This is a genomic window from Oceanomicrobium pacificus, assembly GCF_009833495.1.
Lineage (GTDB): Bacteria > Pseudomonadota > Alphaproteobacteria > Rhodobacterales > Rhodobacteraceae > Oceanomicrobium > Oceanomicrobium pacificus.
In genome coordinates this window covers 262,830-283,938 of the sequence record NZ_WUWG01000001.1, presented here as the reverse complement: position 1 = coordinate 283,938, position 21,109 = coordinate 262,830, and the positions used below count along the sequence as shown (strand labels likewise).

Annotated in this window: 18 protein-coding genes; 10 read left to right on the top strand and 8 right to left on the bottom strand. The window is 64.9% G+C overall.

Features of this window, described 5'->3' with window-relative positions; translation table 11 throughout:
- Window position 1: 1 nt before the first annotated feature.
- The 3 genes from GSH16_RS01480 to GSH16_RS01470 all read left to right on the top strand — a co-directional run bounded on the left by GSH16_RS01480 (window position 2) and on the right by GSH16_RS01470 (window position 3,515).
- Window positions 2-613, top strand: coding sequence for a 2-dehydro-3-deoxy-6-phosphogalactonate aldolase (locus tag GSH16_RS01480; RefSeq protein WP_160851181.1), 612 nt, complete (start codon window positions 2-4; stop codon window positions 611-613).
- Between the two features lie 5 nt (window positions 614-618).
- Entirely contained in the window at window positions 619-2,544 is a 1,926-nt protein-coding gene (locus GSH16_RS01475; protein WP_160852915.1) for a beta-galactosidase, read from the top strand.
- A 68-nt stretch (window positions 2,545-2,612) separates the two neighbouring features.
- On the top strand, window positions 2,613-3,515 hold the full coding sequence (locus GSH16_RS01470; RefSeq protein WP_160851179.1) for a DMT family transporter: 903 nt from the start codon (window positions 2,613-2,615) through the stop codon (window positions 3,513-3,515).
- Between the two features lie 58 nt (window positions 3,516-3,573).
- Here GSH16_RS01470 and GSH16_RS01465 read toward each other — a convergent pair whose 3' ends face one another.
- From GSH16_RS01465 to GSH16_RS01445, 5 genes are all read right to left on the bottom strand, one after another.
- Window positions 3,574-4,743, bottom strand: a complete 1,170-nt coding sequence (locus tag GSH16_RS01465) for a Gfo/Idh/MocA family protein (protein ID WP_160851177.1) — start codon at window positions 4,741-4,743, stop codon at window positions 3,574-3,576.
- Window positions 4,740-5,798: a sugar phosphate isomerase/epimerase family protein gene (locus GSH16_RS01460; RefSeq protein ID WP_160851175.1), complete on the bottom strand. Its 1,059-nt coding sequence runs from the start codon at window positions 5,796-5,798 to the stop codon at window positions 4,740-4,742. Before GSH16_RS01460 ends, GSH16_RS01465 begins: the two co-directional genes overlap by 4 nt.
- 77 nt (window positions 5,799-5,875) lie before the next feature.
- Entirely contained in the window at window positions 5,876-6,826 is a 951-nt protein-coding gene (locus GSH16_RS01455) for a substrate-binding domain-containing protein (RefSeq protein ID WP_160851174.1), read from the bottom strand.
- A 108-nt stretch (window positions 6,827-6,934) separates the two neighbouring features.
- Entirely contained in the window at window positions 6,935-7,960 is a 1,026-nt protein-coding gene (locus GSH16_RS01450; RefSeq protein ID WP_160851172.1) for an ABC transporter permease, read from the bottom strand.
- Window positions 7,953-9,482 carry a sugar ABC transporter ATP-binding protein gene (locus GSH16_RS01445; protein ID WP_160851170.1) on the bottom strand — a complete coding sequence of 510 codons (1,530 nt, stop codon included), beginning with the start codon at window positions 9,480-9,482 and terminating at the stop codon, window positions 7,953-7,955. The genes GSH16_RS01450 and GSH16_RS01445 overlap by 8 nt, the downstream gene beginning before the upstream one ends.
- Before the next feature lie 136 nt (window positions 9,483-9,618).
- On the opposite strand from GSH16_RS01445, the gene GSH16_RS01440 reads away from it, so the two are divergent.
- The gene (locus GSH16_RS01440; protein ID WP_160851168.1) at window positions 9,619-10,707 is read left to right on the top strand and encodes a LacI family DNA-binding transcriptional regulator; all 1,089 of its coding nucleotides are present in this window, start codon (window positions 9,619-9,621) and stop codon (window positions 10,705-10,707) included.
- Here GSH16_RS01440 and GSH16_RS01435 read toward each other — a convergent pair.
- Window positions 10,692-11,864: an acyl-CoA dehydrogenase gene (locus tag GSH16_RS01435; RefSeq protein ID WP_160852913.1), complete on the bottom strand. Its 1,173-nt coding sequence runs from the start codon at window positions 11,862-11,864 to the stop codon at window positions 10,692-10,694. The two genes, GSH16_RS01440 and GSH16_RS01435, sit on opposite strands and share 16 nt — an antisense overlap.
- 504 nt (window positions 11,865-12,368) lie before the next feature.
- Here GSH16_RS01435 and GSH16_RS01430 point away from each other — a divergent pair.
- The 6 genes from GSH16_RS01430 to GSH16_RS01405 all read left to right on the top strand — a co-directional run bounded on the left by GSH16_RS01430 (window position 12,369) and on the right by GSH16_RS01405 (window position 18,716).
- The gene (locus GSH16_RS01430; protein ID WP_407941052.1) at window positions 12,369-13,976 is read left to right on the top strand and encodes a peptide ABC transporter substrate-binding protein; all 1,608 of its coding nucleotides are present in this window, start codon (window positions 12,369-12,371) and stop codon (window positions 13,974-13,976) included.
- A gap of 76 nt (window positions 13,977-14,052) precedes the next feature.
- The gene (oppB, locus tag GSH16_RS01425; protein ID WP_160851164.1) at window positions 14,053-14,976 is read left to right on the top strand and encodes an oligopeptide ABC transporter permease OppB; all 924 of its coding nucleotides are present in this window, start codon (window positions 14,053-14,055) and stop codon (window positions 14,974-14,976) included.
- A 33-nt stretch (window positions 14,977-15,009) separates the two neighbouring features.
- Window positions 15,010-15,918 carry an ABC transporter permease subunit gene (locus GSH16_RS01420; RefSeq protein WP_407941051.1) on the top strand — a complete coding sequence of 303 codons (909 nt, stop codon included), beginning with the start codon at window positions 15,010-15,012 and terminating at the stop codon, window positions 15,916-15,918.
- 9 nt (window positions 15,919-15,927) lie between these two features.
- Window positions 15,928-16,914, top strand: a complete 987-nt coding sequence (locus tag GSH16_RS01415) for an oligopeptide/dipeptide ABC transporter ATP-binding protein (RefSeq protein ID WP_160851161.1) — start codon at window positions 15,928-15,930, stop codon at window positions 16,912-16,914.
- Window positions 16,911-17,888, top strand: a complete 978-nt coding sequence (oppF, locus tag GSH16_RS01410) for a murein tripeptide/oligopeptide ABC transporter ATP binding protein OppF (RefSeq protein WP_160851159.1) — start codon at window positions 16,911-16,913, stop codon at window positions 17,886-17,888. The genes GSH16_RS01415 and oppF overlap by 4 nt, the downstream gene beginning before the upstream one ends.
- Before the next feature lie 93 nt (window positions 17,889-17,981).
- Window positions 17,982-18,716, top strand: coding sequence for a hypothetical protein (locus GSH16_RS01405; protein WP_235912903.1), 735 nt, complete (start codon window positions 17,982-17,984; stop codon window positions 18,714-18,716).
- Here GSH16_RS01405 and GSH16_RS01400 read toward each other — a convergent pair whose 3' ends face one another.
- Window positions 18,717-19,511 carry a glycosyltransferase family 25 protein gene (locus GSH16_RS01400; RefSeq protein WP_160851156.1) on the bottom strand — a complete coding sequence of 265 codons (795 nt, stop codon included), beginning with the start codon at window positions 19,509-19,511 and terminating at the stop codon, window positions 18,717-18,719.
- A 10-nt stretch (window positions 19,512-19,521) separates the two neighbouring features.
- The gene (locus GSH16_RS01395; RefSeq protein ID WP_235912901.1) at window positions 19,522-21,015 is read right to left on the bottom strand and encodes a carboxypeptidase M32; all 1,494 of its coding nucleotides are present in this window, start codon (window positions 21,013-21,015) and stop codon (window positions 19,522-19,524) included.
- Window positions 21,016-21,109 lie beyond the last annotated feature (94 nt).

The following is a 21,109-nucleotide window of genomic DNA, read 5'->3' as shown; positions in this document are numbered from 1 at the left end:
CATGACCCGCAACCTGATCGCCATCCTGCGCGGCGTCCGCCCGGAGGAAGCGGTGGAGATCGCCACGACCATTGCCGAAGCGGGGATCACCCGGATCGAGGTGCCGCTGAACTCGCCCGATCCGCTCGACAGTATCGCGCGGATGGCCGCGGCCCTGGCAGGGCGGGCCGAAATCGGCGCCGGCACCGTTCTGACAGAGGCGGAGGTCGACGCCGTTGCCGACGCGGGGGGCCAGTTCATCGTGTCGCCCAATTGCGTGCCGGCCGTGATCCGCCGGACCAAGGCGCGCGGTCTCGGCTCCTATCCCGGGGTCTTCACGGCCTCGGAATGTTTTGCGGCGCTCGACGCGGGCGCGGATGCGCTGAAGCTCTTTCCCGCCGAAGTGCTGGAGCCGCGCGGTTTGAAGGCGCTGCGCGCGGTGATGCCGTCGGGCACGCTCATGCTCGCCGTTGGCGGGGCGGGTGCGTCGAATTTCGGGGAATGGATGGCTGCGAGCGCCGATGGGTTCGGGCTCGGCTCCGCGCTCTACAAGGCCGGCCGCGGTGCGAGCCAGGTGCGCCGCGCGGCAGAGGATATCGTTGCGGCCTATGATGCCGCCAGCAAAGGACAGTGACTATGGTGAAACGCGCGCTTGGGGTTTGCTACTATCCCGAACATTGGCCCGAGGAAATCTGGGCCGAGGATGCGGTCCGCATGGCCGAAACCGGCCTGACATGGGTCCGGATCGGCGAATTTGCATGGTCGCGGATGGAACCCGTGCCCGGCACGCTCGATCTCGACTGGCTCGACCGCGCGATCGAAATCCTCGGACAGGCAGGGCTGAAGGTCGTAATGGGGACGCCCACCGCGACCCCGCCGCGCTGGATGCTGGAGCGCCACCCCGACATGCTGGCGCTTGACGCAGAAGGCCGCCCGCGCGGTTTCGGCTCGCGTCGGCACTATTGTTTCTCCCACGAGGGCTATCGCGAGGAAAGCGCGCGGATCACCCGGATCCTCGCCGAACGCTACGGGCAGAACCCGCATGTCGCCGCGTGGCAGACCGACAATGAATTCGGGTGCCATGACACGACCTATTCCTATTCCGACGCGGCGCGGGCGGGCTTCCGCAACTGGCTGTCGGACCGCTACGGACAGATCGACAACCTCAACAAGGCGTGGGGCAATGTCTTCTGGTCGATGGAATATCGCACCTATGGCGAGATCGACGTGCCGAACCTGACCGTGACCGAGCCGAACCCGGCACATGTGCTCGACTTCAAGCGTTTTTCTTCGGATCAGGTCGTCGCCTTCAATCGCATTCAGACCGAGATCATCCGCGCGCACAGCGCCGCGCCGATCATCCACAATTTCATGGGCCGCACGGTCGAGTTCGACCACTTCGCGGTGGGCGAAGACCTCGATATCGCGAGTTGGGACAGCTATCCGCTCGGCTTCCTCGACCTGCGCTCCGACGAGGGTGACGCGTGGAAACGCCGGTACATGCGGCAGGGCGATCCGGACTTTCAGGCCTTCCACCATGACCTCTACCGCGCGACCGGCAAGGGGCGCTGGTGGATCATGGAACAGCAGCCCGGTCCGGTGAACTGGGCGCCGCACAACCCCGCCCCGTTGAAGGGCATGCCGCGGCTCTGGGCCTGGGAAGCCTTTGCACACGGGGCCGAAACCGTCTGCTATTTCCGCTGGCGGCAGGCCCCTTATGCGCAGGAGCAGATGCATGCCGGCCTGTTGCGCCCCGACAGCGCGCCCGCACCCGCGCTCGCCGATGCCGCGCAAGTTGCCAGGGAGTTGCAGGATGCGCCCGAGGCGGGATGTGCGGACGCGCCGGTTGGCCTCGTCTTCGACTATGAGGCCGCATGGGCCTGGGCCACGCAGCCGCAGAGCATCGAGTTCGACTATTTCCGGCTGGTCTTCGAGACCTATCGCGCGCTGCGCCGCGCGGGCCTGTCGGTCGACATCCTGCCGCCCGATGTGGCCGATCTGTCGGCCTACAAGATGGTCGCCGCACCCGGCATGCTCCACTGGCGCCCGGCGTTCCTCGACGCGCTGGCGACGTTCGAGGGGCAGGCGCTGCTCGGCCCGCGCACCGGGTCGAAAACCGCTGAAATGTCCATTCCGGTTCCGCTGCCGCCCGCCTTGCCGGGCATCGACGTGACCGTCTCTCGGGTGGAAAGCCTGCGGCCCGACGCACCTGTCGCGCTGGCCGACGGCGGTGCCTTCCGCTTCTGGCGCGAAGAACTGGAAGGCACGGCAGAGGTCGTGGAACGTGCCGAGGACGGCCTGCCCGCGCTGATGCGCAGCGGCAACCTCTGGTATTGCGGCGGCTGGGCCGATCCGGATGCGATGCGCCGCATTGTCGGGCGCGTTACCGATGCCGCAGGGCTTCAAACGCTCGACCTGCCCGAGGGGCTGCGTATCCGCGACAGCGGCGGACGGCGCTACCTCTTCAACTACGAAGCCAGCACACAATCTCTGAGCGGGATTGCCGGTCTTGACGGGTTCGGCACCGAAATCGCCCCGGCGGGCGTGGCCTGGACCGACCTCTGAGGAGAAGAACCTTGCCCTTGGGGCAGGGGCGGCGGTAAATCGACCGACCCTGCCCGAAAGGATGCCCCTTGGAACTCTGGATTCCGATCACCATCGCCGCGGCGTTCTTCCAGAACCTGCGGTTCGTGCTGCAGAAAATCCTCAAGGGGCAGCTGAGCACATTGGGCGCGACATGGTCGCGGTTCCTCTATGCCGCGCCGCTCGCAGTGCTGTTCCTGATCGGCATGATCACCATTGGCGGCTACGCGATGCCCGGTCTGAACGGCCGGTTCTTCGCCTTCGCGCTGACGGGCGGACTGGCGCAGATCGTGGCAACCTCGCTCGTGGTCTATCTGTTCGGGCTGCGCAATTTCGCGGTCGGCATCACGCTGAAGAAAACCGAGACGGTGCAGGCCGCGATCATCGGCGCCGTCGTGCTGGGCGACAGGGTGGGGACGGCGGGCATTTTCGCGATCATTGTCAGCCTTGTGGGCGTGATCCTGCTGTCCGGTCCGTCGGAGCGCCCGGGCCTGCGTCACATGTTCAGCCGCTCCGCGCTCGTCGGGCTGGCGGCCGGAGCGATTTTCGGGGTCTCGGGGATCGGGTATCGCGGTGCGGCGCTGGCGCTCGACGGCGGGGACAGTTTCATCCGTGCCGCCGTCACGCTGGCCTTCGTCACCACCGCGCAGACGATCGGCATGTTCTTCTGGATGCAGTGGCGCGAACCGGGGCAGGCACGCAAGGTCCTGTCAGTCTGGCCGAAAGCCTCGCTCGTCGGCCTGACCGGCATGCTCGGTTCGCTTGGCTGGTTCACTGCGATGGCGATGCAGAACGTGGCCTATGTGAAGGCGCTTGGGCAGATCGAGCTCGTCTTCTCCATCGCGGCCTCCTACCTGTTCTTCGGCGAGAGGATCAGCCGCAACGAATGGTTCGGGATGGCGCTTATCCTGTCAGCGATCCTGATCCTGATCGGGCTGAAGGCCCCGGGCTAGGGCATAAGAAAACGCCCGCCGGAAACCGGCGGGCGCATGTGCCGAAACACTGTTCGGTTCAGACCGAAATCCAGGCCCCGTTCCGCTTGGACGAGCGGACGCAGGCATCGACGAAGAGCATGCCCGCAAGCCCGTCCTGAACCGTGGGGAAGACCACATCGTCGGGCTGCGCCTCGCCCGCATCATGGGCGCGGATGGCACGGGCGGCTTCCGCATAAATGGTCGCGAACCCTTCGAGATAGCCTTCGGGATGGCCACCGGGGATGCGCGACACGCGGGCTGCCGCGTCACCGGCCCCGGCACCGCCCCGCGTGATGAGCTGTTTCGGCTCGCCAAGCGGCGTGTACCAGAGGTAGTTCGGGTCCTCCTGCTTCCACTCCAGACCGCCATTTTCGCCATAGACGCGCAGGCGCAGGCCGTTCTCGTTGCCCGGCGCAACCTGGCTCGACCAGAGCATGCCCTTGGCGCCGCCCTTGAAGCGCAGCATCACATGGGCATTGTCGTCGAGTTGGCGGCCCGGCACGAATGCGTCGAGATCGGCCGCCAGACTGTCAAGTTCCAGCCCCGTGACGAAACAGGCGAGATTATAGGCATGAGTGCCGATATCGCCGGTGGATCCGCCCGCACCCGACTGGGACGGATCGGTCCGCCAGTTGGCCTGCTTGTTCTCGCCACCCTCTTCCTTGCGGCTCAGCCAGTCCTGCGGATATTCCGCCTGCACGACGCGGATCTTGCCGAGCTTGCCAGACGCGATCATCTCACGCGCCTGCCGGATCATCGGGTAGCCGGTGTAATTGTGCGTGAGCACAAAGACCGCATCCGAGTTTTCCGCCAGTTTCACGAGCTTGCGCGCGTCGGGCAGGGTGGAGGTCAGCGGCTTGTCGCAAATCACGTGAATGCCGCGTTTGAGGAACTCGCGCGCGGCCTCGTAATGGACATTGTTGGGCGTGACGATTGCCACCGCGTCGATGCCATTCTTCAGCCGCGCCTCGCGGATCGCCATTTCCTTGTAGCTGCCATAGATCCGGTCTTCGGCCAGCCCGAGATCCCGACCCGATGCCAGTGCCTTTTCGGGCGAGGAGGAAAGGGCGCCCGCGACCAGTTCGAACTCGTCGTCGATCCGCGCCGCGATCCGGTGGACGCCGCCGATAAACGCGTCGCGGCCACCGCCGACCATGCCCAGCCGCAGGCGCGGCGGGCGGGTTTCGCTTTTTCCTGTGATGCTCATCTGTCGATCCCCAACATGCGGCGGTTGGCGGCTTCGTCGGTGCCGCCATCGGCGAAATCATCGAAGGCGCGCTCGGTGACGCGGATGATATGGTCCTTGACGAATTGCGCGCCTTCGCGGGCGCCGTCCTCGGGATGTTTCAGGCAGCATTCCCACTCGACCACGGCCCAGCCGTCGAAATCGATCGCGGCCATCTTGGAGAAGATCGCGGAGAAATCGACCTGCCCGTCGCCGAGGCTGCGGAACCGTCCTGCCCGGTCGACCCAGCTCTGGTAGCCCGAATAGACACCCTGCCGGCCGGTCGGATTGAACTCGGCATCCTTGACGTGGAACATTTTGATCCGGTCGGCATAGATGTCGATATTGTCCAGATAGTCGAGGCACTGCAGCACATAGTGCGACGGGTCGTAGAGCATGTTGCAGCGGGCGTGATTGTCGAGCCGTTCAAGGAACATCTCGAAGGTCGCGCCGTCATGCAGATCCTCGCCCGGATGGATCTCGTAGCAGACGTCGACGCCCATTTCCTCGGCATGGTCGAGGATCGGGCGCCAGCGTTTCGCCAGCTCGTCGAACGCGGTTTCCACAAGGCCGGCGGGACGTTGCGGCCAGGGATAGATATAGGGCCAGGCGAGCGCGCCGGAGAAGGTCGCATGTTCAGTCACACCGAGGTTGCGGCTGGCGGACAGCGCCTTCTTGACCTGATCGACCGCCCATTCCTGCCGCGCGGCGGGGTTTCCGCGCACTTCGGGGGCTGCAAATCCGTCGAACGCATCGTCATAGGCGGGGTGCACGGCGACCAGCTGACCCTGCAGGTGGGTGGACAGTTCGGTCACCTCGACCCCGTTGGCCGCGGCGACGCCCTTGATCTCGTCGCAATAATCCTTGCTTTCGGCCGCTTTGGCGACGTCGAAAAGCCGTCCGTCCCAGCTGGGGATCTGCACGCCCTTGTAGCCGCACTCGGCCGCCCACTTGGTGATGCTGTCCCACGAATTGAAGGGCGCTTCATCACCGGCGAACTGGGCCAGGAACAGTCCCGGTCCTTTGATGGTTTTCATTCTGTCCTCCCATTTATCATTGAAATACCGGAGGCGGGACAAACCCGCCTCCGGCCGAGTTAGGTTCTGGAGGAACCTTAGAACGGAGAATCGGGGAAGTAGAAGTCTTTTGCGTTCTCCGGGGTAATCAGCGGTGCACCAAGCACATACCGGCCCTGGACCGGCGCGTTGGAGAAGAATTTAAGCGCCGTGACATCCATTGCGGTCGCGATCATTGCCGGCGGGTAGAGCACATCGACGGGCACCAGCTCGTCGCCGTCCATCACGCGCTTGATGACATCCTTCATGCCGGCGCCGCCCACGATGAACAGCTCGTCCTCGCGGCCGGCCTGCTTGACCGCCTCGATCACGCCGAGCGCGATATCGTCATCCTGCGCCCAGACCGCGTCGATCTTGGGGAAGCGGGACAGGAAATCCTGCATGACGGTGAACCCGTCGTCGCGGTTCCAGTTGGCGTGCTTCATGTCGAGCACGTTGATGCCGGAGCCTTCGATCTCGGCCTCGAACGCTTCCACACGCTCGTCGTCGATCACGGTCGGAATGCCGCGCAGCACCACGATGTCGCCGCCATCGGGCAGGCGGGACTTGATATACTCGCCCGACACGCGGCCAAGCTCGGGATTGTTGCCGGCGACATAGACATCCTCGATGCCGTCCTGCGACAGTCCGCGGTCAACGACCGTGATGAAAGCGCCGCTTTCCTTCACGTTGAGCACCGGACCGGTGAGCGGCTCGGATTCGAAGGGCAGGATCACGAGCGCGTCGATCTGGTGCACGGACACGAGATCTTCCAGCGCGTTGGCCTGCTCGGTCGGGTTGTTGGCCGTGACCAGCACAACTTCCAAATCGGGATAGGCCGCTTCGAGGCGGGTCTTGGCTTCCTGGGCGTGCCAGTTCAGGCCACCGGCCCAGCCGTGGGTCGCTGCGGGGATGGATACGCCCATCTTGACCTTCTCGGCGCTCGCGGCACCGGGCAGGGTCAGACCGGCGGCAACGGCAAGGGCCGTCAGGGTCGACTTGAGGTTCATTTCACTCTCCTGGTTGCAAATGTCCGCCCCCTTGGCGGGGATCTCTTTGTTGGTTGTTGCTCGTAAGTCAGGCGTCGGCAGGCAGGGACCCGCGACGGGGAGGGGAGGTCAGCCCCCGTCGCCGGATCGCCCGCGCCGTTTCCACTGGCCGCGTTGCAGCCAGACCGCCACGATGATGATGACGCCCTGCACCGCTCCGTTGAGATAGTTGGAGATCAGGTCCGTCAGGTTGAGGATATTGCCGATCGTCGTCAGCATGATCGCGCCGACAACGGTGCCGCCGATCCGGCCATAGCCGCCCTTCAGCACCGTGCCGCCGATGATGACCGCAGCAATGGCTTCCAGTTCCCACATCACGCCGGTCTGGGAGGAGGCCGAGCCGAGCCGCGGGACATAGATGATCGTGGCGAGCGACACGCATAGGCCCTGGATCACATAGGTCAGCGTCTTCACGCGGTTGATCTTCACCGCCGAGTAGCGGGCCACGCTTTCACTCGACCCGATGGCGACGCAATGGCGGCCGAACGCGGTCCGGTTGAGCAGCACCCAGCCGAGGATTGCGACAATGGCCAGCACCAGCACCGGGACGGGCACGAAAAGGACCTCGCCGTAATAGACCGGGCGGTAGAGGCTGCGCAGATCGAAGTTGAGCGACAGGGTTCCGCCATCGGCCAGATAGGTGACGAGCGAACGGTAGATGCCCATTGTGCCCAGCGTCACGATGAAGGCTTCGATCTTGCCGCGTGTGGTCAGAAGCCCGTTTGCCAGCCCCGCCATCGCGCCGAGAAAGACCGACAGGCCGACGCCCACAAGGATCGTCGCGACGCTGACACCCATCGTCTCCACCAGCCCGTTCATCACCATGATCATCACGCCGGAGATGAAGGCCGCCATGGACCCGACCGAGAGGTCGATCCCGCCCGCCGTGATGACGAATGTCGCCCCGACCGCGATGACGCCGATGAAGGCCGAACGGGTCAGGATGTTGGAGATATTGCCCTCGCTCGCGAATGCGGGGTTCAGGATGAAGCCGAATATGCAGAGCGCGGCGAGCGCCAGCAGCGGCCCCCAGGCCTTGAAATCGATCGAGAAGCCGCCGGATGCGGGGCGCGCGGATGTGGTCTGGTCAGTCATGGGTGGTCCGGCCTTTCAGTCCCGAGGCATGGAGCATGATTTCGTTTTCCTCGATGGCGGCGCCTTCGAGCAGGCCGGTCACATGGCCCTCGCGCATCACCACGACGCGGTGACACATGCCGATCACTTCGGGCATCTCCGAGGAGATGAGGACGATCGACTTGCCCTCTGCCGCCAGCGCGGCGATGAAATGGTAGATCTGCTGCTTGGTGCCGACATCGATCCCGCGGGTCGGTTCGTCGATGATGACGACCTGCGGATCGCTCTCCATCACCTTGGCGAGCAGGAGTTTCTGCTGGTTGCCGCCCGACAGGTCGCGGGCGCGCACTTTCGGGTCGCGGGCGCGGATGTCGAACCGGCGCGCGGCCCGTTCCATTCCGGCCTTTTCGGCGGCGCGGTCCAGAAGGCCCCGCCGCACGAAGCGGTCGAGCGCCAAGAGCGTCAGGTTCGGGGTCATCTCAAGGTCCAGAAGAAGCCCTTTCTCCTTCCGGTCCTTGGTCAGGTAGACGATGCCTGCGTCGCGGGCCTCGGCCACATCGTGGAACCGTGCGGGCGCACCGTCGAGCGTGACGGTGCCCGCGGATGTGGGAGCAAGGCCGCAAATGGCTTCGAACAATGCGGTGCGGCCGGAGCCGACAAGTCCGGCAAAGCCGAGGATCTCGCCGCGGCGCAACTGGAAGCTCACATCCCGCACGCCGGCCGGTGACGACAGCCCTGCCACATCGAGCATGACCGGCGCGTCGACATCGGGTTCGCGCATCGGCGGGTAGAGGTCCGACAGCTCGCGCCCGACCATCAGTTGCGCCATGGCGTCCGGCGTGAGTTCGGCCGCGTCCTGCGTCGCGATCCACTGGCCGTCGCGCATGATCGTCACACGGTCGGCCAGCGCCTTCACCTCGCCCAGCTTGTGGCTGACGAAAATGATCGCAACGCCCTCGGCCTTCAGCCGCTCGATCTGGCGGAAGAAGGTCTCGGTCTCCGCGCTCGTCAGAACCGCTGTGGGTTCATCCATGATGAGGATGCGCGCGTTGCGGCTGATCGCCTTGGCGATTTCCACCATCTGTTTCTGGGCGATCGACAGGTCAGAAATCCGGTCCTGCGGGCGGATGTCGAGATGCAGCCGGTCGAGCAGGGCGGCCACATCGGCGCGCATTGCCGCGCGGTCGAGAAAGCCACGGCGGCGGATCTCTCGCCCGAGGAAGATGTTTTCCTCCACGGTCATCATTTCAGCGAGGTTGAGTTCCTGATGGATGAGGACGATGCCAAGGTCTTCGGCCAGCCCGTCGGGGGGCAGGGTGACCGGCGCGCCGTCGAACAGAATCTGGCCGGAGCTTGGCTGGTGATAGCCCGACAGGATCTTCATCAGCGTCGATTTTCCGGCGCCGTTTTCCCCGATCAGCGCATGCACCTCGCCGGGGCGGATGTCGAAGCTGACACTGAAAAGAACCGGAACGGTTCCGAAGGATTTGCTGATACGCTCGGCGTGCATCAGCACGTCCGGCGCTACGCCGCCGTCAGGCATTGTCTTCTCCCTGTCCTCCCGGCTGTTTCCGCCGGGTTTTCTGATTCTGTAAACCTTTTCATCTTTCATGTAAACCTTTTCATTCGGTTGGTTTCGGCGCTATTCTCGGGTCTTCTTCGGAAGGATGACCGAGCAGATGGCAGACAGCGAGGACCGGGAGACGCCCGCACCCGACGCCGCGAAACCCGCGACGATCGAGGATGTTGCGCGCATCGCCGGGGTCTCCATCGCAACGGTGAGCCGCGCGGTCCATGCGCCTGACAAGGTGGCGGAGAGCACGCGGCGAAAGGTCCATGCCGCGATTGCGCGGACCGGCTACACGACCAATGTCATGGCGCGGAACCTGCGCATGAAACGCTCGCGCATGGTGCTGGTGCTGGCGCCCTCCATCGGCGACCCGAATTTTCCCGGCATCCTGATCGGGTTGGAAAAGGCGGCCGCCGCGCGCGACTATGCGGTGCTGATCGGAAACACGGATGGCGATAGCGGGCTGGAGGAAACCTACCTGCGCTTCCTGTCCACGGGGCAGGCGGACGGGCTGATCCTGCTCACCGGACATCTGCCGGTCGCCGGCTGGGGGATGAGCCCCGCCCGGCACTTCCCGCCGATGGTGACCGTGTCCCGTCCGCTGAACGACCCCGGCGTGCCGCATGTCGGCGTGGATGATGCCGCCGCTGCCCGCGTGGCGACGGAATATCTGCTCGCGCAGGGCCACCGCCAGATCGCCCATGTGCGCGGTCCCGAAGGCGACATCCAGTCCGAGCGGCGCGAGGCGGGCTTCCGCGCCGCCATTGCCGCGCATCATGCAACGGCTGCCGCCGATCCGTGGGTGCTGGCCGGTGACGGGACGAGCGAGAGCGGCCGTGCTGCGGTGGAACGGCTCTTCATCCGCGACACGCTGCCCACGGCCTTCTTCTGCTACAATGACGATACCGCCATCGGGGTCATGGCCGCTTTGTCGGCCCGCGGGCATGATGTGCCCGGACGTTTTTCCGTCGTCGGTTTCGACGATATCCCATTTGCCAGCAACACGAGCCCTGCACTGACCACGATCCGGCAGCCGCGCCGCCAGATCGGCGAGCGCGCCATGGGGCTCCTGCTCGACCGGCTGGAAGCGCCGTCAGCGCCGCAGGATGCAACCGCGGTCCTGATGCATGGCGATCTGGTGATCCGCGATTCCGCCCTGCCGCCGGACAGCCCGAGCCCCGGTCAGAAAAACGCCTGAAGGCCCGTCTGCGCGCGGCCGAGGATCAGCGCATGGACGTCATGCGTGCCCTCGTAAGTGTTGACCGTCTCCAGATTGACCATGTGGCGGATCACGTGGAACTCGTCGGAAATCCCGTTGCCGCCGAGCATGTCGCGGGCGTTGCGCGCCACGGTCAGCGCCTTGCCGCAGCTGTTGCGTTTGACAAGGGAGATGTTTTCCGGCGGGCAGTTGCCCTCGTCGAGCATCCGTCCGACGCGCAGGCAGCCCTGAAGCCCCAGCGTGATCTCCGTCATCATGTCCGCAAGCTTCAGCTGCACGAGCTGCGTCTGCGCCAGCGGCTTGCCGAACTGTTTGCGGTCGAGCGTATATTGCCGCGCCTGATGCCAGCAGGCCTCCGCCGCGCCGAGCGCGCCCCAGCTGATCCCATAGCGTGCCTTGTTGAGGCAGCCGAACGGCCCGCCAAGACCCGACGCGCCGGGCAGCAGGTTCTCGGCCGGAACCTTCACGCCATCCATAACGATCTCGCCGGTGATCGAGGCGCGCAGGCTCATCTTGCCCTTGATCTCGGGGAAGCTCAGGCCGGACATGCCACGTTCCAGAATGAAGCCGCGAATGGCCCCGTCGAGCTTCGCCCAGACGATTGCGATATCCGCGATCGGCGCGTTGGTGATCCACATCTTTGCGCCGGACAGCTCAAATCCGCCCGGCACTTCTCGGGCGACGGTCTTCATGCCGCCCGGATCGGAGCCGTGATCCGGCTCGGTCAGGCCGAAACATCCGATCAGTTCGCCGCTTGCAAGCTTCGGCAGGTATTTCTGCTGCTGCTCTGGGCTGCCATAGGCGTGGATCGGGTGCATCACGAGCGAGGACTGCACCGACATGGCCGACCGGTAGCCACTGTCGATCCGCTCCACTTCGCGCGCTGCCAGCCCGTAGCAGACATGGTTGAGGCCCGCGCCGCCGAATTCTTCGGGCAGGGTCGGGCCGAGCAGGCCCGCCGCCCCGAATTCGCGCATGATGGCGGGGTCGAACGTGCCCGACCGGTTCGCCTCGATCACCCGCGGGGCAAGATGGGCGTCGGCAAAGCTGCGCGCCGAATCCCGGACCATCCGCTCCTCTTCGGAAAGCTGGCTGTCGAGGGCGAAAGGGTCGTCCCAGGTGAAAGCGGTGCGCATGTCGGCCACTCCATGTTCCTATGTCGCCCTCTTGTGGCAGGCGCGGCGCGGGAAGAAAAGCCCGCGCGTGCGGATGGGACGAGCGGCCGCGTCCGGCCGCGTCCGGGACGGTGCGACCGGTTAGCCTGACCGGGGACATGAAGGGCCGCAAGCGGGCATGCAAGGGGCATGCACGGGGCAGGGGCGGGGCATAAGCACCCCGTTCGGACCGGCGGGAGGCAGGGTGACAACGAGGTGATTCTCTGCCCGCCGCAGCTTGCGATTTCGGCGCCTTTAACTTTGTTGCGTGTGACGCGACGTCAGATTTTGGGAAGTTTCATTTGCCACCGAGTTCCGTGACATAAGCCGCGTTGGGCCATGTTTAAAAGGCCGTTGCAGTGACTCGGAACCTGTGAGACGTTTTCGCATCGTTCGGCGGGCAGTGCCCAAAACAACAAGATAGCTGCCCTTCGACTGACACTTGTTCTCAGAGGAGGAACACACATGCGTTACGCAACCACCAAGATGACTGCAGCCCTGCTCGCGGCATCCTTCCTGTCCGGTCCGGTTCTGGCCGCCGGCACCCACCCCACCACCGGCGAAGCCCTGGCAGACGACCAGACCTTCACCTATCGCGTGCTCGACGAGCACAGCTCGGTCGACCCGCAGATCGTCGAAGACGTGTCCGGCGCCGAGATCGTGCGCGACCTGTTCGAAGGTCTCTACAACCAGGACGAAGACGGCAATCTCGTGCCGGGTGTGGCGCTCAGCCACGAAGTGTCCGATGACAAGCTGACCTACACGTTCAAGCTGCGCGACAATGCGAAATGGTCGAACGGCGAGCCGGTGACCGCGAATGATTTCGTCTTCGCCTGGAAACGTGCGGTGAACCCTGAAACCGCGTCCCCCTATGCGTGGTATATGGAACTGATGTCGATCGCCAACGGCGCGGACATCATCGCCGGTGAGAAGCCGGTCGACGAACTGGGCGTGAAGGCCGTGGACGACCTCACCCTCGAGGTGACCCTGTCTCAGCCGCTGCCCTACTTCCCGCAGATGGTCACCCATTCCACCACCTTCCCGTCGCCCGAAGCGGTGATCGCGGAACATGGTGCCGACTGGACCAAGCCGGGCAACATCGTGTCGAACGGTGCCTACATCCTGACCGAGCATGTGCTGAACGAACGTTCGGTGCGTGAGCGCAACGAGATGTACTGGGACAATGAGAACACGATCCTCGACAAGGTCGTGGCCGTTGTCATCAACGACGAGAACCAGGCGCTGACCCGCTACATGGCCGGCGAACTGGACCGCACAGAAGTGCCCGCAGGCCAGTTCCCGCGCCTGAAGGAAGAGAACCCGGACGAAGCGATCAACTTCCCGCGTCTGTGCAACTACTACTACACGTTCAACCTGTCCGACGGTGGCCCCGAAGCGTTCAAAGACGTCCGCGTCCGCAAGGCGCTCGCCTATGCCGTGGACCGCAACGTGATCGTGGAAAACGTGCTGCAGGGCGGCCAGTTCCCGGCCTACACCTTCACCCCGGGCGCGACCGCCGGCTTCGAAGTGCCGGAAGTCGATTATGCCAACTGGAGCCAGGCCGAGCGTGACGAGAAGGCCAAGGAACTGCTGGCAGAAGCCGGCTACGGTCCGGACAACCCGCTCTCCTTCGACATGCTCTACAACACGTCCGAGGCACACAAGAAGATCGCCACGGTCATGTCCCAGATGTGGAAGCAGAAGCTCGGCGTCGAAGCCACGCTCAACAACATGGAGTGGAAGACCTTCCTCGACGTGCGCGGCAAGCAGGACTTCGAACTGGCCCGTGGCGCATGGTGCGGTGACTATAACGAAGCGTCGACCTTCCTCGACCTCGTGACCTCGCCCTCCGGCTACAATGACGGCAAATACTCCAACGCGACCGTCGACGAGCTGATGACCGGCGCGCGCACCGCGGAGAACCCGCAGGAGAACTACACCCAGGTCGAAATGACCCTGGCTGAAGAAATGCCTGTTATCCCGGTCTACCACTATGCCGGCGTCTACATGCTGAACGACCAGCTGAAAAACTGGCCGATCAACAATGTGGAGCAGAACTGGTACTCCAAGAACCTGTACAAGGTCGCCGAATAATCCGCGACCCTGACCCAGAGGGCACCGCGCCGCGACGGCGCGGTGCCCCGTTTGCTATTAGGCAAGGCTCGATCCGATGTTGAATTTCATCCTGCGCCGGGTGCTCGTGGCTATCCCCACGATCCTGGTGCTGATCATATTCTCGTTTCTTCTGATGCATTCCGCTCCGGGCGGACCCTTCACCTCCGAGCGCCCGCTTCCCCCGGAAGTCATGGCGAATATCGAGGCGAAATACGGTCTCGACCAACCGTTGTGGAAGCAGATGTATGACTATGTCATCGGAATCGTGACACAATTCGATTTCGGCCCGTCCTTCCGCTACAAGGACCGGTCGGTCAATGACATCATCGCCCAAGGGTTCCCGGTGACGCTGACCTACGGCTCGATCGCCTTCGTGGTCGCCGTTGTCTCGGGCGTGACGCTGGGCGCCGTCGCGGCGCTCCGCCAGAACACATGGCTCGACTATTTCGCCGTCGGCGTGTCGATCGGCGCGCAGGTGCTGCCGAACTTCGTCATGGCCCCGCTGCTGGTGCTTGTCTTCACGCTCTATCTCGGATGGCTGCCGGGCGGTGGCTGGGAAGGCGGGCAGATCCAGTTCATCATCCTGCCGGTGATCGCGCTGGCGACCTCCTACATGGCGTCGATTGCGCGCATCACGCGCTCCTCCATGCTTGAGGTACTGCGCTCGAACTTCATCCGCACCGCCAAGGCCAAGGGCCTGCCGTCGCGCAAGATCATTCTCGGCCACGCGCTGAAACCCTCGCTGCTGCCGGTCATCTCCTATCTCGGGCCGGCCTTCGTCGCGATGATCACCGGGTCGGTCATCATCGACGTCTATTTCTCCACCGGCGGGATCGGGCAACTCTTCGTCAACTCGGCGCTGAACCGCGATTATTCCACCATCATGGGCATCACCATCCTGACCGGGGTGCTGACCATCAGCTTCAACACGCTTGTCGACATCCTCTACGCCTGGATCGACCCCAAGATCCGCTACTGAGGGAGGCAGACCATGGTTATTGATCAGACAAAGATGGCCGATCTGGCCGACAATCTCGCCCAGATGGACGAGGTCAAGGGTCGCTCGCTGTGGCAGGATGCCCGGCAGCGCTTCTTCCACAACAAGGCGGCCGTGGGCGGGTTGATCTGCCTGACGCTCGTCGTGCTCTTCGCGATCATCGGCCCCTATTTCGCCGTCTGGTCGAACGAGGAGATCGACTGGGCGATCATCGGCAATGCCGCGACCATGGGCGCGCCCTCGATCGCCAATGGCCATTATTTCGGCGTCGACGATCTGGGCCGCGATCTCTATTCGCGGGTCATTCAGGGCACGCAGATCTCGCTCATGGTGGGCATCGTGGGCGCGTCGATTTCGGTCGTCGTGGGCACGCTCTACGGCGCGACCGCGGGCTATTTCGGTGGCCGGCTCGACGGCGCGATGATGCGCACCGTCGATATCCTGATGTCGATTCCCTACATGTTCGTGCTGATCCTGCTCTTGGTCATTTTCGGCCGGTCGATCTCGCTGCTTTTCATCGGGATCGGGCTGATTTCCTGGCTCGACATGAGCCGCATCGTGCGGGGCCAGACGCTGACCATCAAGAACAAGGAGTTCGTCGAGGCTGCACTCGCGACCGGCGTCTCGTCCTTCACCATCATCCGGCGGCACATCATCCCGAACCTGCTCGGCGTGGTGGCGGTCTATGCGACGCTTCTGGTGCCGCTGATGATCCTGACCGAGAGCTTCATCTCCTTCCTCGGCCTTGGCGTGCAGGAGCCCAACACGTCCTGGGGCGCGCTGATCTCCGAAGGCGCAGGCACGATGCAATATGGCACGATCTGGCAGTTGGGCTTCCCGCTCTTCTTCTTCGTCGTGACGCTCTTTTCATTCTTCTTCATCGGTGACGGTCTGCGCGACGCGCTGGACCCGAAAGACAGGTAGGGCAGGGCCATGGCACTTCTCGACGTCAAGGACCTCTCGGTCGAGTTTGACACCAAGGACGGCACGGTGCACGCCGTGTCGGGCGTGGATTTCTCGCTCGACAAGGGCGATACGCTCGCGATCGTGGGCGAATCCGGTTCCGGCAAGAGCCAAACCGTTTTCTCGATCATGGGGCTGCTGGCCAACAATGGCCGCGCCTCGGGGTCGGTGACCTATAACGGGCAGGAAATCCTCAACCAGCCGGACAAGCAGCTGAACCGCATCCGGGCCGAGGAGATCGCGATGATCTTCCAGGACCCGATGACGAGCCTGAACCCCTATGTCCGCATCTCCGACCAGCTGGCCGAGGTGCTGATGGTCCACAAGGGCATGTCGAAAAAGGCCGCGCTGGCGGAAAGCCTTGCCATGCTCGAAGCGGTGAAGATCCCGGACGCGAAGAACCGGCTCAACATGTATCCGCATGAATGTTCCGGCGGCATGCGCCAGCGCATCATGATCGCGATGGCGCTCCTGTGCCGCCCGAAACTGCTGATCGCCGACGAGCCGACCACCGCGCTCGACGTGACGGTGCAGGCGCAGATCATGACGCTGCTTGACGAGATCCAGAAGGAATTCGGCACCGCCATCATCCTGATCACCCATGATCTGGGCGTGGTCGCCGATTTCTGCCGTGACACGATGGTCATGTATGGCGGCCGGGTCATGGAATATGCCCCGACGGTGGAAATATTCGACGCGCCGACGCATCCCTACACGCGCGGTCTGCTGCAGGCGATCCCGCGGCTCGACATCGAGACCGAGCAGCTGAACGCCATTCCGGGCAACCCGCCCAACATGATGTCCGACATGACGGGCTGCCCCTTCTGCCCGCGCTGCGGCTTCGCCCGCGAGCGCTGTTCGGTGGAACTGCCGGAACTGGTTCAGGCCAGCCCGACCGTGAAACGGGCCTGCCACCGGCCGGTCGATGAACTTGTGACCGAGGAGGCGCCGGCATGAGCGAGCCCATTCTCGATGTGAAGAACCTGAAGGTTCACTTCGATATCCGCCCCTCGGGCGCCATGCCCTGGACCAAGTCGCGCAAGCTGAAGGCCGTCGACGGGGTCGATTTCAAGCTCTTCCCCGGCGAGACGCTGGGCATCGTGGGCGAAAGCGGTTGCGGCAAGTCCACGCTGGCGCGCGCCGTCATCCGGATGATCCCGGCCGCCGACGGCACCGTGGTGATGTTCGGCCGCGACGTGCTCGGCATGGGCAAGCGCGAGCTGCAGGACGTGCGCAAGAGCTTCCAGATGATCTTTCAGGATCCGCTGGCCTCGCTCAATCCGCGCATGACCATCGGCGAGATCATCGCCGAACCGCTGCTGACCCATTTCCCCAAGACGCCGAAGGCCGAAGCACAAGCCCGCGTGCGCGAGATGATGGAAAAGGTGGGTCTGCTGCCGAACCTCGTGAACCGGTATCCGCACGAGTTTTCCGGCGGCCAGTGCCAGCGCATCGGGATCGCCCGCGCACTCGTGCTGCGGCCGAAACTCATCATCTGTGATGAGCCGGTTTCCGCTCTCGATGTGTCGATCCAGGCGCAGGTGGTGAACCTGTTGAAGGACCTGCAGGCCGAAATGGGCCTGTCGCTCATCTTCATCGCGCATGACCTGTCGGTGGTGAAACATATCTCCGACCGGGTGATGGTGCTCTATCTCGGCCGCGCGGCGGAAGTGGCGCCGGCGGCGGAGATCTATGCAAACCCGCGGCACCCCTACACGCAGGCGCTGATCTCGGCCGTGCCGATCCCCGATCCGCACCGGACGCAGGAGCCGGAACTGCTGGCGGGCGACCTGCCCTCGCCGCTCGATCCGCCGTCGGGCTGCGTCTTCCGGACGCGCTGCCGCAAGGCTCAGGCCCATTGCGCAGAGGTGCGCCCCGAGTTGGAAGGCCCCGAAGAGGGGCATCAGGTGGCCTGCCACTATCCCGACTGACACCGGTCTGCCCCGCTTGCGGGGCGGGCGGCTTCGTGACAGGCTCCGCCCGTCATGTCAGGGGCCGTCCGGCCCCCTCGATCGGGAGCAGGGATGGCCAGACGCCGCAAAAGCCGTTTCGAGCAGTTCTTCTCGCTCAACCAGCATCGCCGCCGCCGCGGCGCGGCCGGCGTGGCCGTGCCGGAGGGTGATTTTGCCGAACTGAAGCACAAGATCGTGGAGGCCGGCGCTCCCGCCCAGACCCGTGGATCGGTCAAGGATCTGCGCGAACATCTGGACAATCTTCGGCGCGAGTTTTCCGGCCGGTCCGAACTGGAATATGAACATGCGCGCCTGATCGTGCTGATCCGGCGCGGCGCGGATCTGGCCGGCAATGTGGCGCGGTTCGAGGCGCTCTGGGCGGCCGAAACGGATTTCCTGTGTGACAGCCTCAACCTGCGCTGGCTCGTCTCGGCCACCGACACATTTGCGGATCATGCGACCGATCCCTTGGACCGGAGCATCGCGCTCACCGGGTCGGTCCTCGTCAACACCGTGAAAATGGCCGAGAGCGAGCGCTACCTGACCCACGGGGCGGATGCAGAGGTCGACCCTGCGCGGGTGGAGCATCTGCAAACCGAACTGGTGCCGCTGCCCGACGGCCTGTCGGTCTTTACCGTCGGCACGGATGACACGCTGCGCAACCTGCGCTGGCGGATCGACGCGCTGCCGGCCGGACACAGTCCGACAGCTATCGTGCAGACCATGTTCGCCCGCCTGCAGGAGGTGGACAGTGTCTTCGCCCGATTCCGCGCCCTGCACTGGCGCGACCGCACCGGCTGGTGGTGATCATTCAATATTGAACTGTTTGGGTTCGGGCCGGATCTCGACCCGTTCGGCACCGGTTGCATGGACCAGTTGCTGCCATCCCATTGCGCTCTGAGCGCGCAGGCGGCGCAGCTTCTGGGCAGCGGTCGCCCGCCGCTGGTCCGTGCCGTGGCCACCGGCAGGCAGGATGGTCGAGCGGGTCTCGATGGGCGCGGGAATATCGTAGCGGTCGCACATGTCGATCTGGATCGCGAGCGGCGGGTCGCTCTGGTAGCGGGCCATGTCGAAGGCCGCGCAGATCGCCGCATCGGCGAGCGCGGGTGCACGGTCCGTCCGCGCGACAAGCCTGGCCGCGCCGGCCGGCCAGAGGATGTAGGCCGCCGCCCCGCTCCGGTCGAGGATCAGCCGCCGCAGGGCGATTCCAGGCACGCCGCTCTCCGTGGCCGGGCCGAGAAGCTTCTTCCGCCCGCGTGTCTCGAGGCTCAGATGCTCGATCCCGTCGCGCGCTGACATGGCGGACAGAAAGGCAGGCACCTGGTCCGACAGGAGGGCGTCATCTTCGAGCACCAGCGCAGGTGCCGTGCCCGATGCGATCCGGTCCCAGACCCGGCGGTGGCTCAGCAGGCAGGCCTTCTCCACATCGCGGAGCGGGCGTTCCCACCCGTCCCACCAGCGCGCGGGGCGCGGATCGCGGGCCAGATCGGCCACCGTGCAGGCCGGCACGTGCGTGAGTGTCAGCCCGAGCCGAGCCGCCTGCGCGGTCTGGAACGCCATTCGTTCCGCCGCACTGTCGAGATTGATCACGAAGACCTGCATCGGGGTGCCGTCAAAGCCCGTAGAGCGCGCCGAACTTGGCCGACAGATAGTCTGTCAGCCGCGCTCCGTCGGCCTCGGCCCCGCAGGCATCGGCCACGATCCGGTCCGCAGGCACAAGCCGGCCGCGCCGGTGGACATGGGTGCGCAGCCAGTCGAGCGCGCCGGACAGTTGCCCGCGGCGGATCTCGTCCTCCAGCGCCGGGCGCGCGCGCTTGAGCGCATCGAAGAGGTTCGCCGCATAGATGTTGCCGAGCGAATAGGTGGGGAAATAGCCGAACAGGCCTGCCGACCAGTGGATATCCTGCAGGACGCCGCGCGCAGCATCGGGCACCGTGACCCCGAAATCGGCAAGGAACCGGTCGTTCCACGCGGCTTCAAGGTCCGCCACCGCCAGATCGCCCGCAATGAGCGCGCGTTCCAGATCGAAGCGCATCAGCACATGCAGGTTGTAATGCACCTCGTCGGCCTCAGTACGGATGAACCCCGGCGCGACGGTGTTGAGCTGCTGGTAGAGCGCTGTCGCGCCGCCCTCGACAGCGCGGCCCGTCACCGTTTCGATCTCGCCCGCGAGCCAGTCCGCATAGGCGGCGCTCCGCCCGATCTGGTTTTCCAGAAGCCGCGACTGGCTTTCATGCGCGCCCATGCCTGCATGGTTGCCCGCCGGCATGAAGGCCAGCGCCGGATCCTGCCCTTGTGTATAGAGCGCGTGGCCGGTCTCGTGCAGTGTGCTGTAGAGGCAGTCGAATGGATTGGTCTCGCTCACGCGGGTGGTGATCCGGGCGTCGCCCGCGCTGCCCAGACAGAAGGGATGCAGGACCAGGTCGATCCGGCCCGCCTCGAAATCATAGCCCGCTGCTTCGGCCATCCTTCGGGCCAGTTGCATCTGCGCATCCGCGCCAAGCTTGACGGGCGGGCTGACCGGCAGGGGCGGCGCGGCGGCAATGACCTCTCGCAGTGCGACGAGCCCCGGCCGGACGCTGCCCAGAAGCGCGGCCAGCCGGTCGGTCTTCATCCCCGGCTCGAACGCGTCGAGAAGCGCGTCATAGCGGTCCGTGCCTTCGTCAGTCAGACAGGCCGATTCCTCCCGCTTCAGATCGACGATCCGCGACAGGGCAGGGGCGAACTGCTTGAAGTCGCTGGCGTCCCGCGCATCCGCCCAGACCTGCTGGGCGAGCGCGGCTTCCCGTGCCAGTTCCTCCACCAGCCGTTGCGGCAGGCGTGCGGCGCGGGCGGCGTCCCGGCGCGCTTCGGCCACGTTTCGCGCTGCCACCGGATCGAGATCCGCGCCGTCGAGCGCGTCGAGAAGGTCGGCAAGCGCCGGATCGGTCTGGCGGCGGTGGAGCGTCGCGCCGAGCGCCGCCATCTGTTCCGCCCGGAACGGCGCGCCCTTGGGCGGCATCATGGTTTCCTGATCCCAGGACAGGATTTCGGAAACCTGCTCCAGCGCCTCTGTCTGGCGCAGATGTGCAAGAAGCGCCTCGTAGGCGGGCAGGTGGGTCGACATGGGCATCGGTCCTGTTTCGAAAGTCTGTTGTCCGGCGCACAGTCGCACAGAGCGGCAGGGGGTGAAAGGGTGGCCGGACCGGCGTGACTTGCGC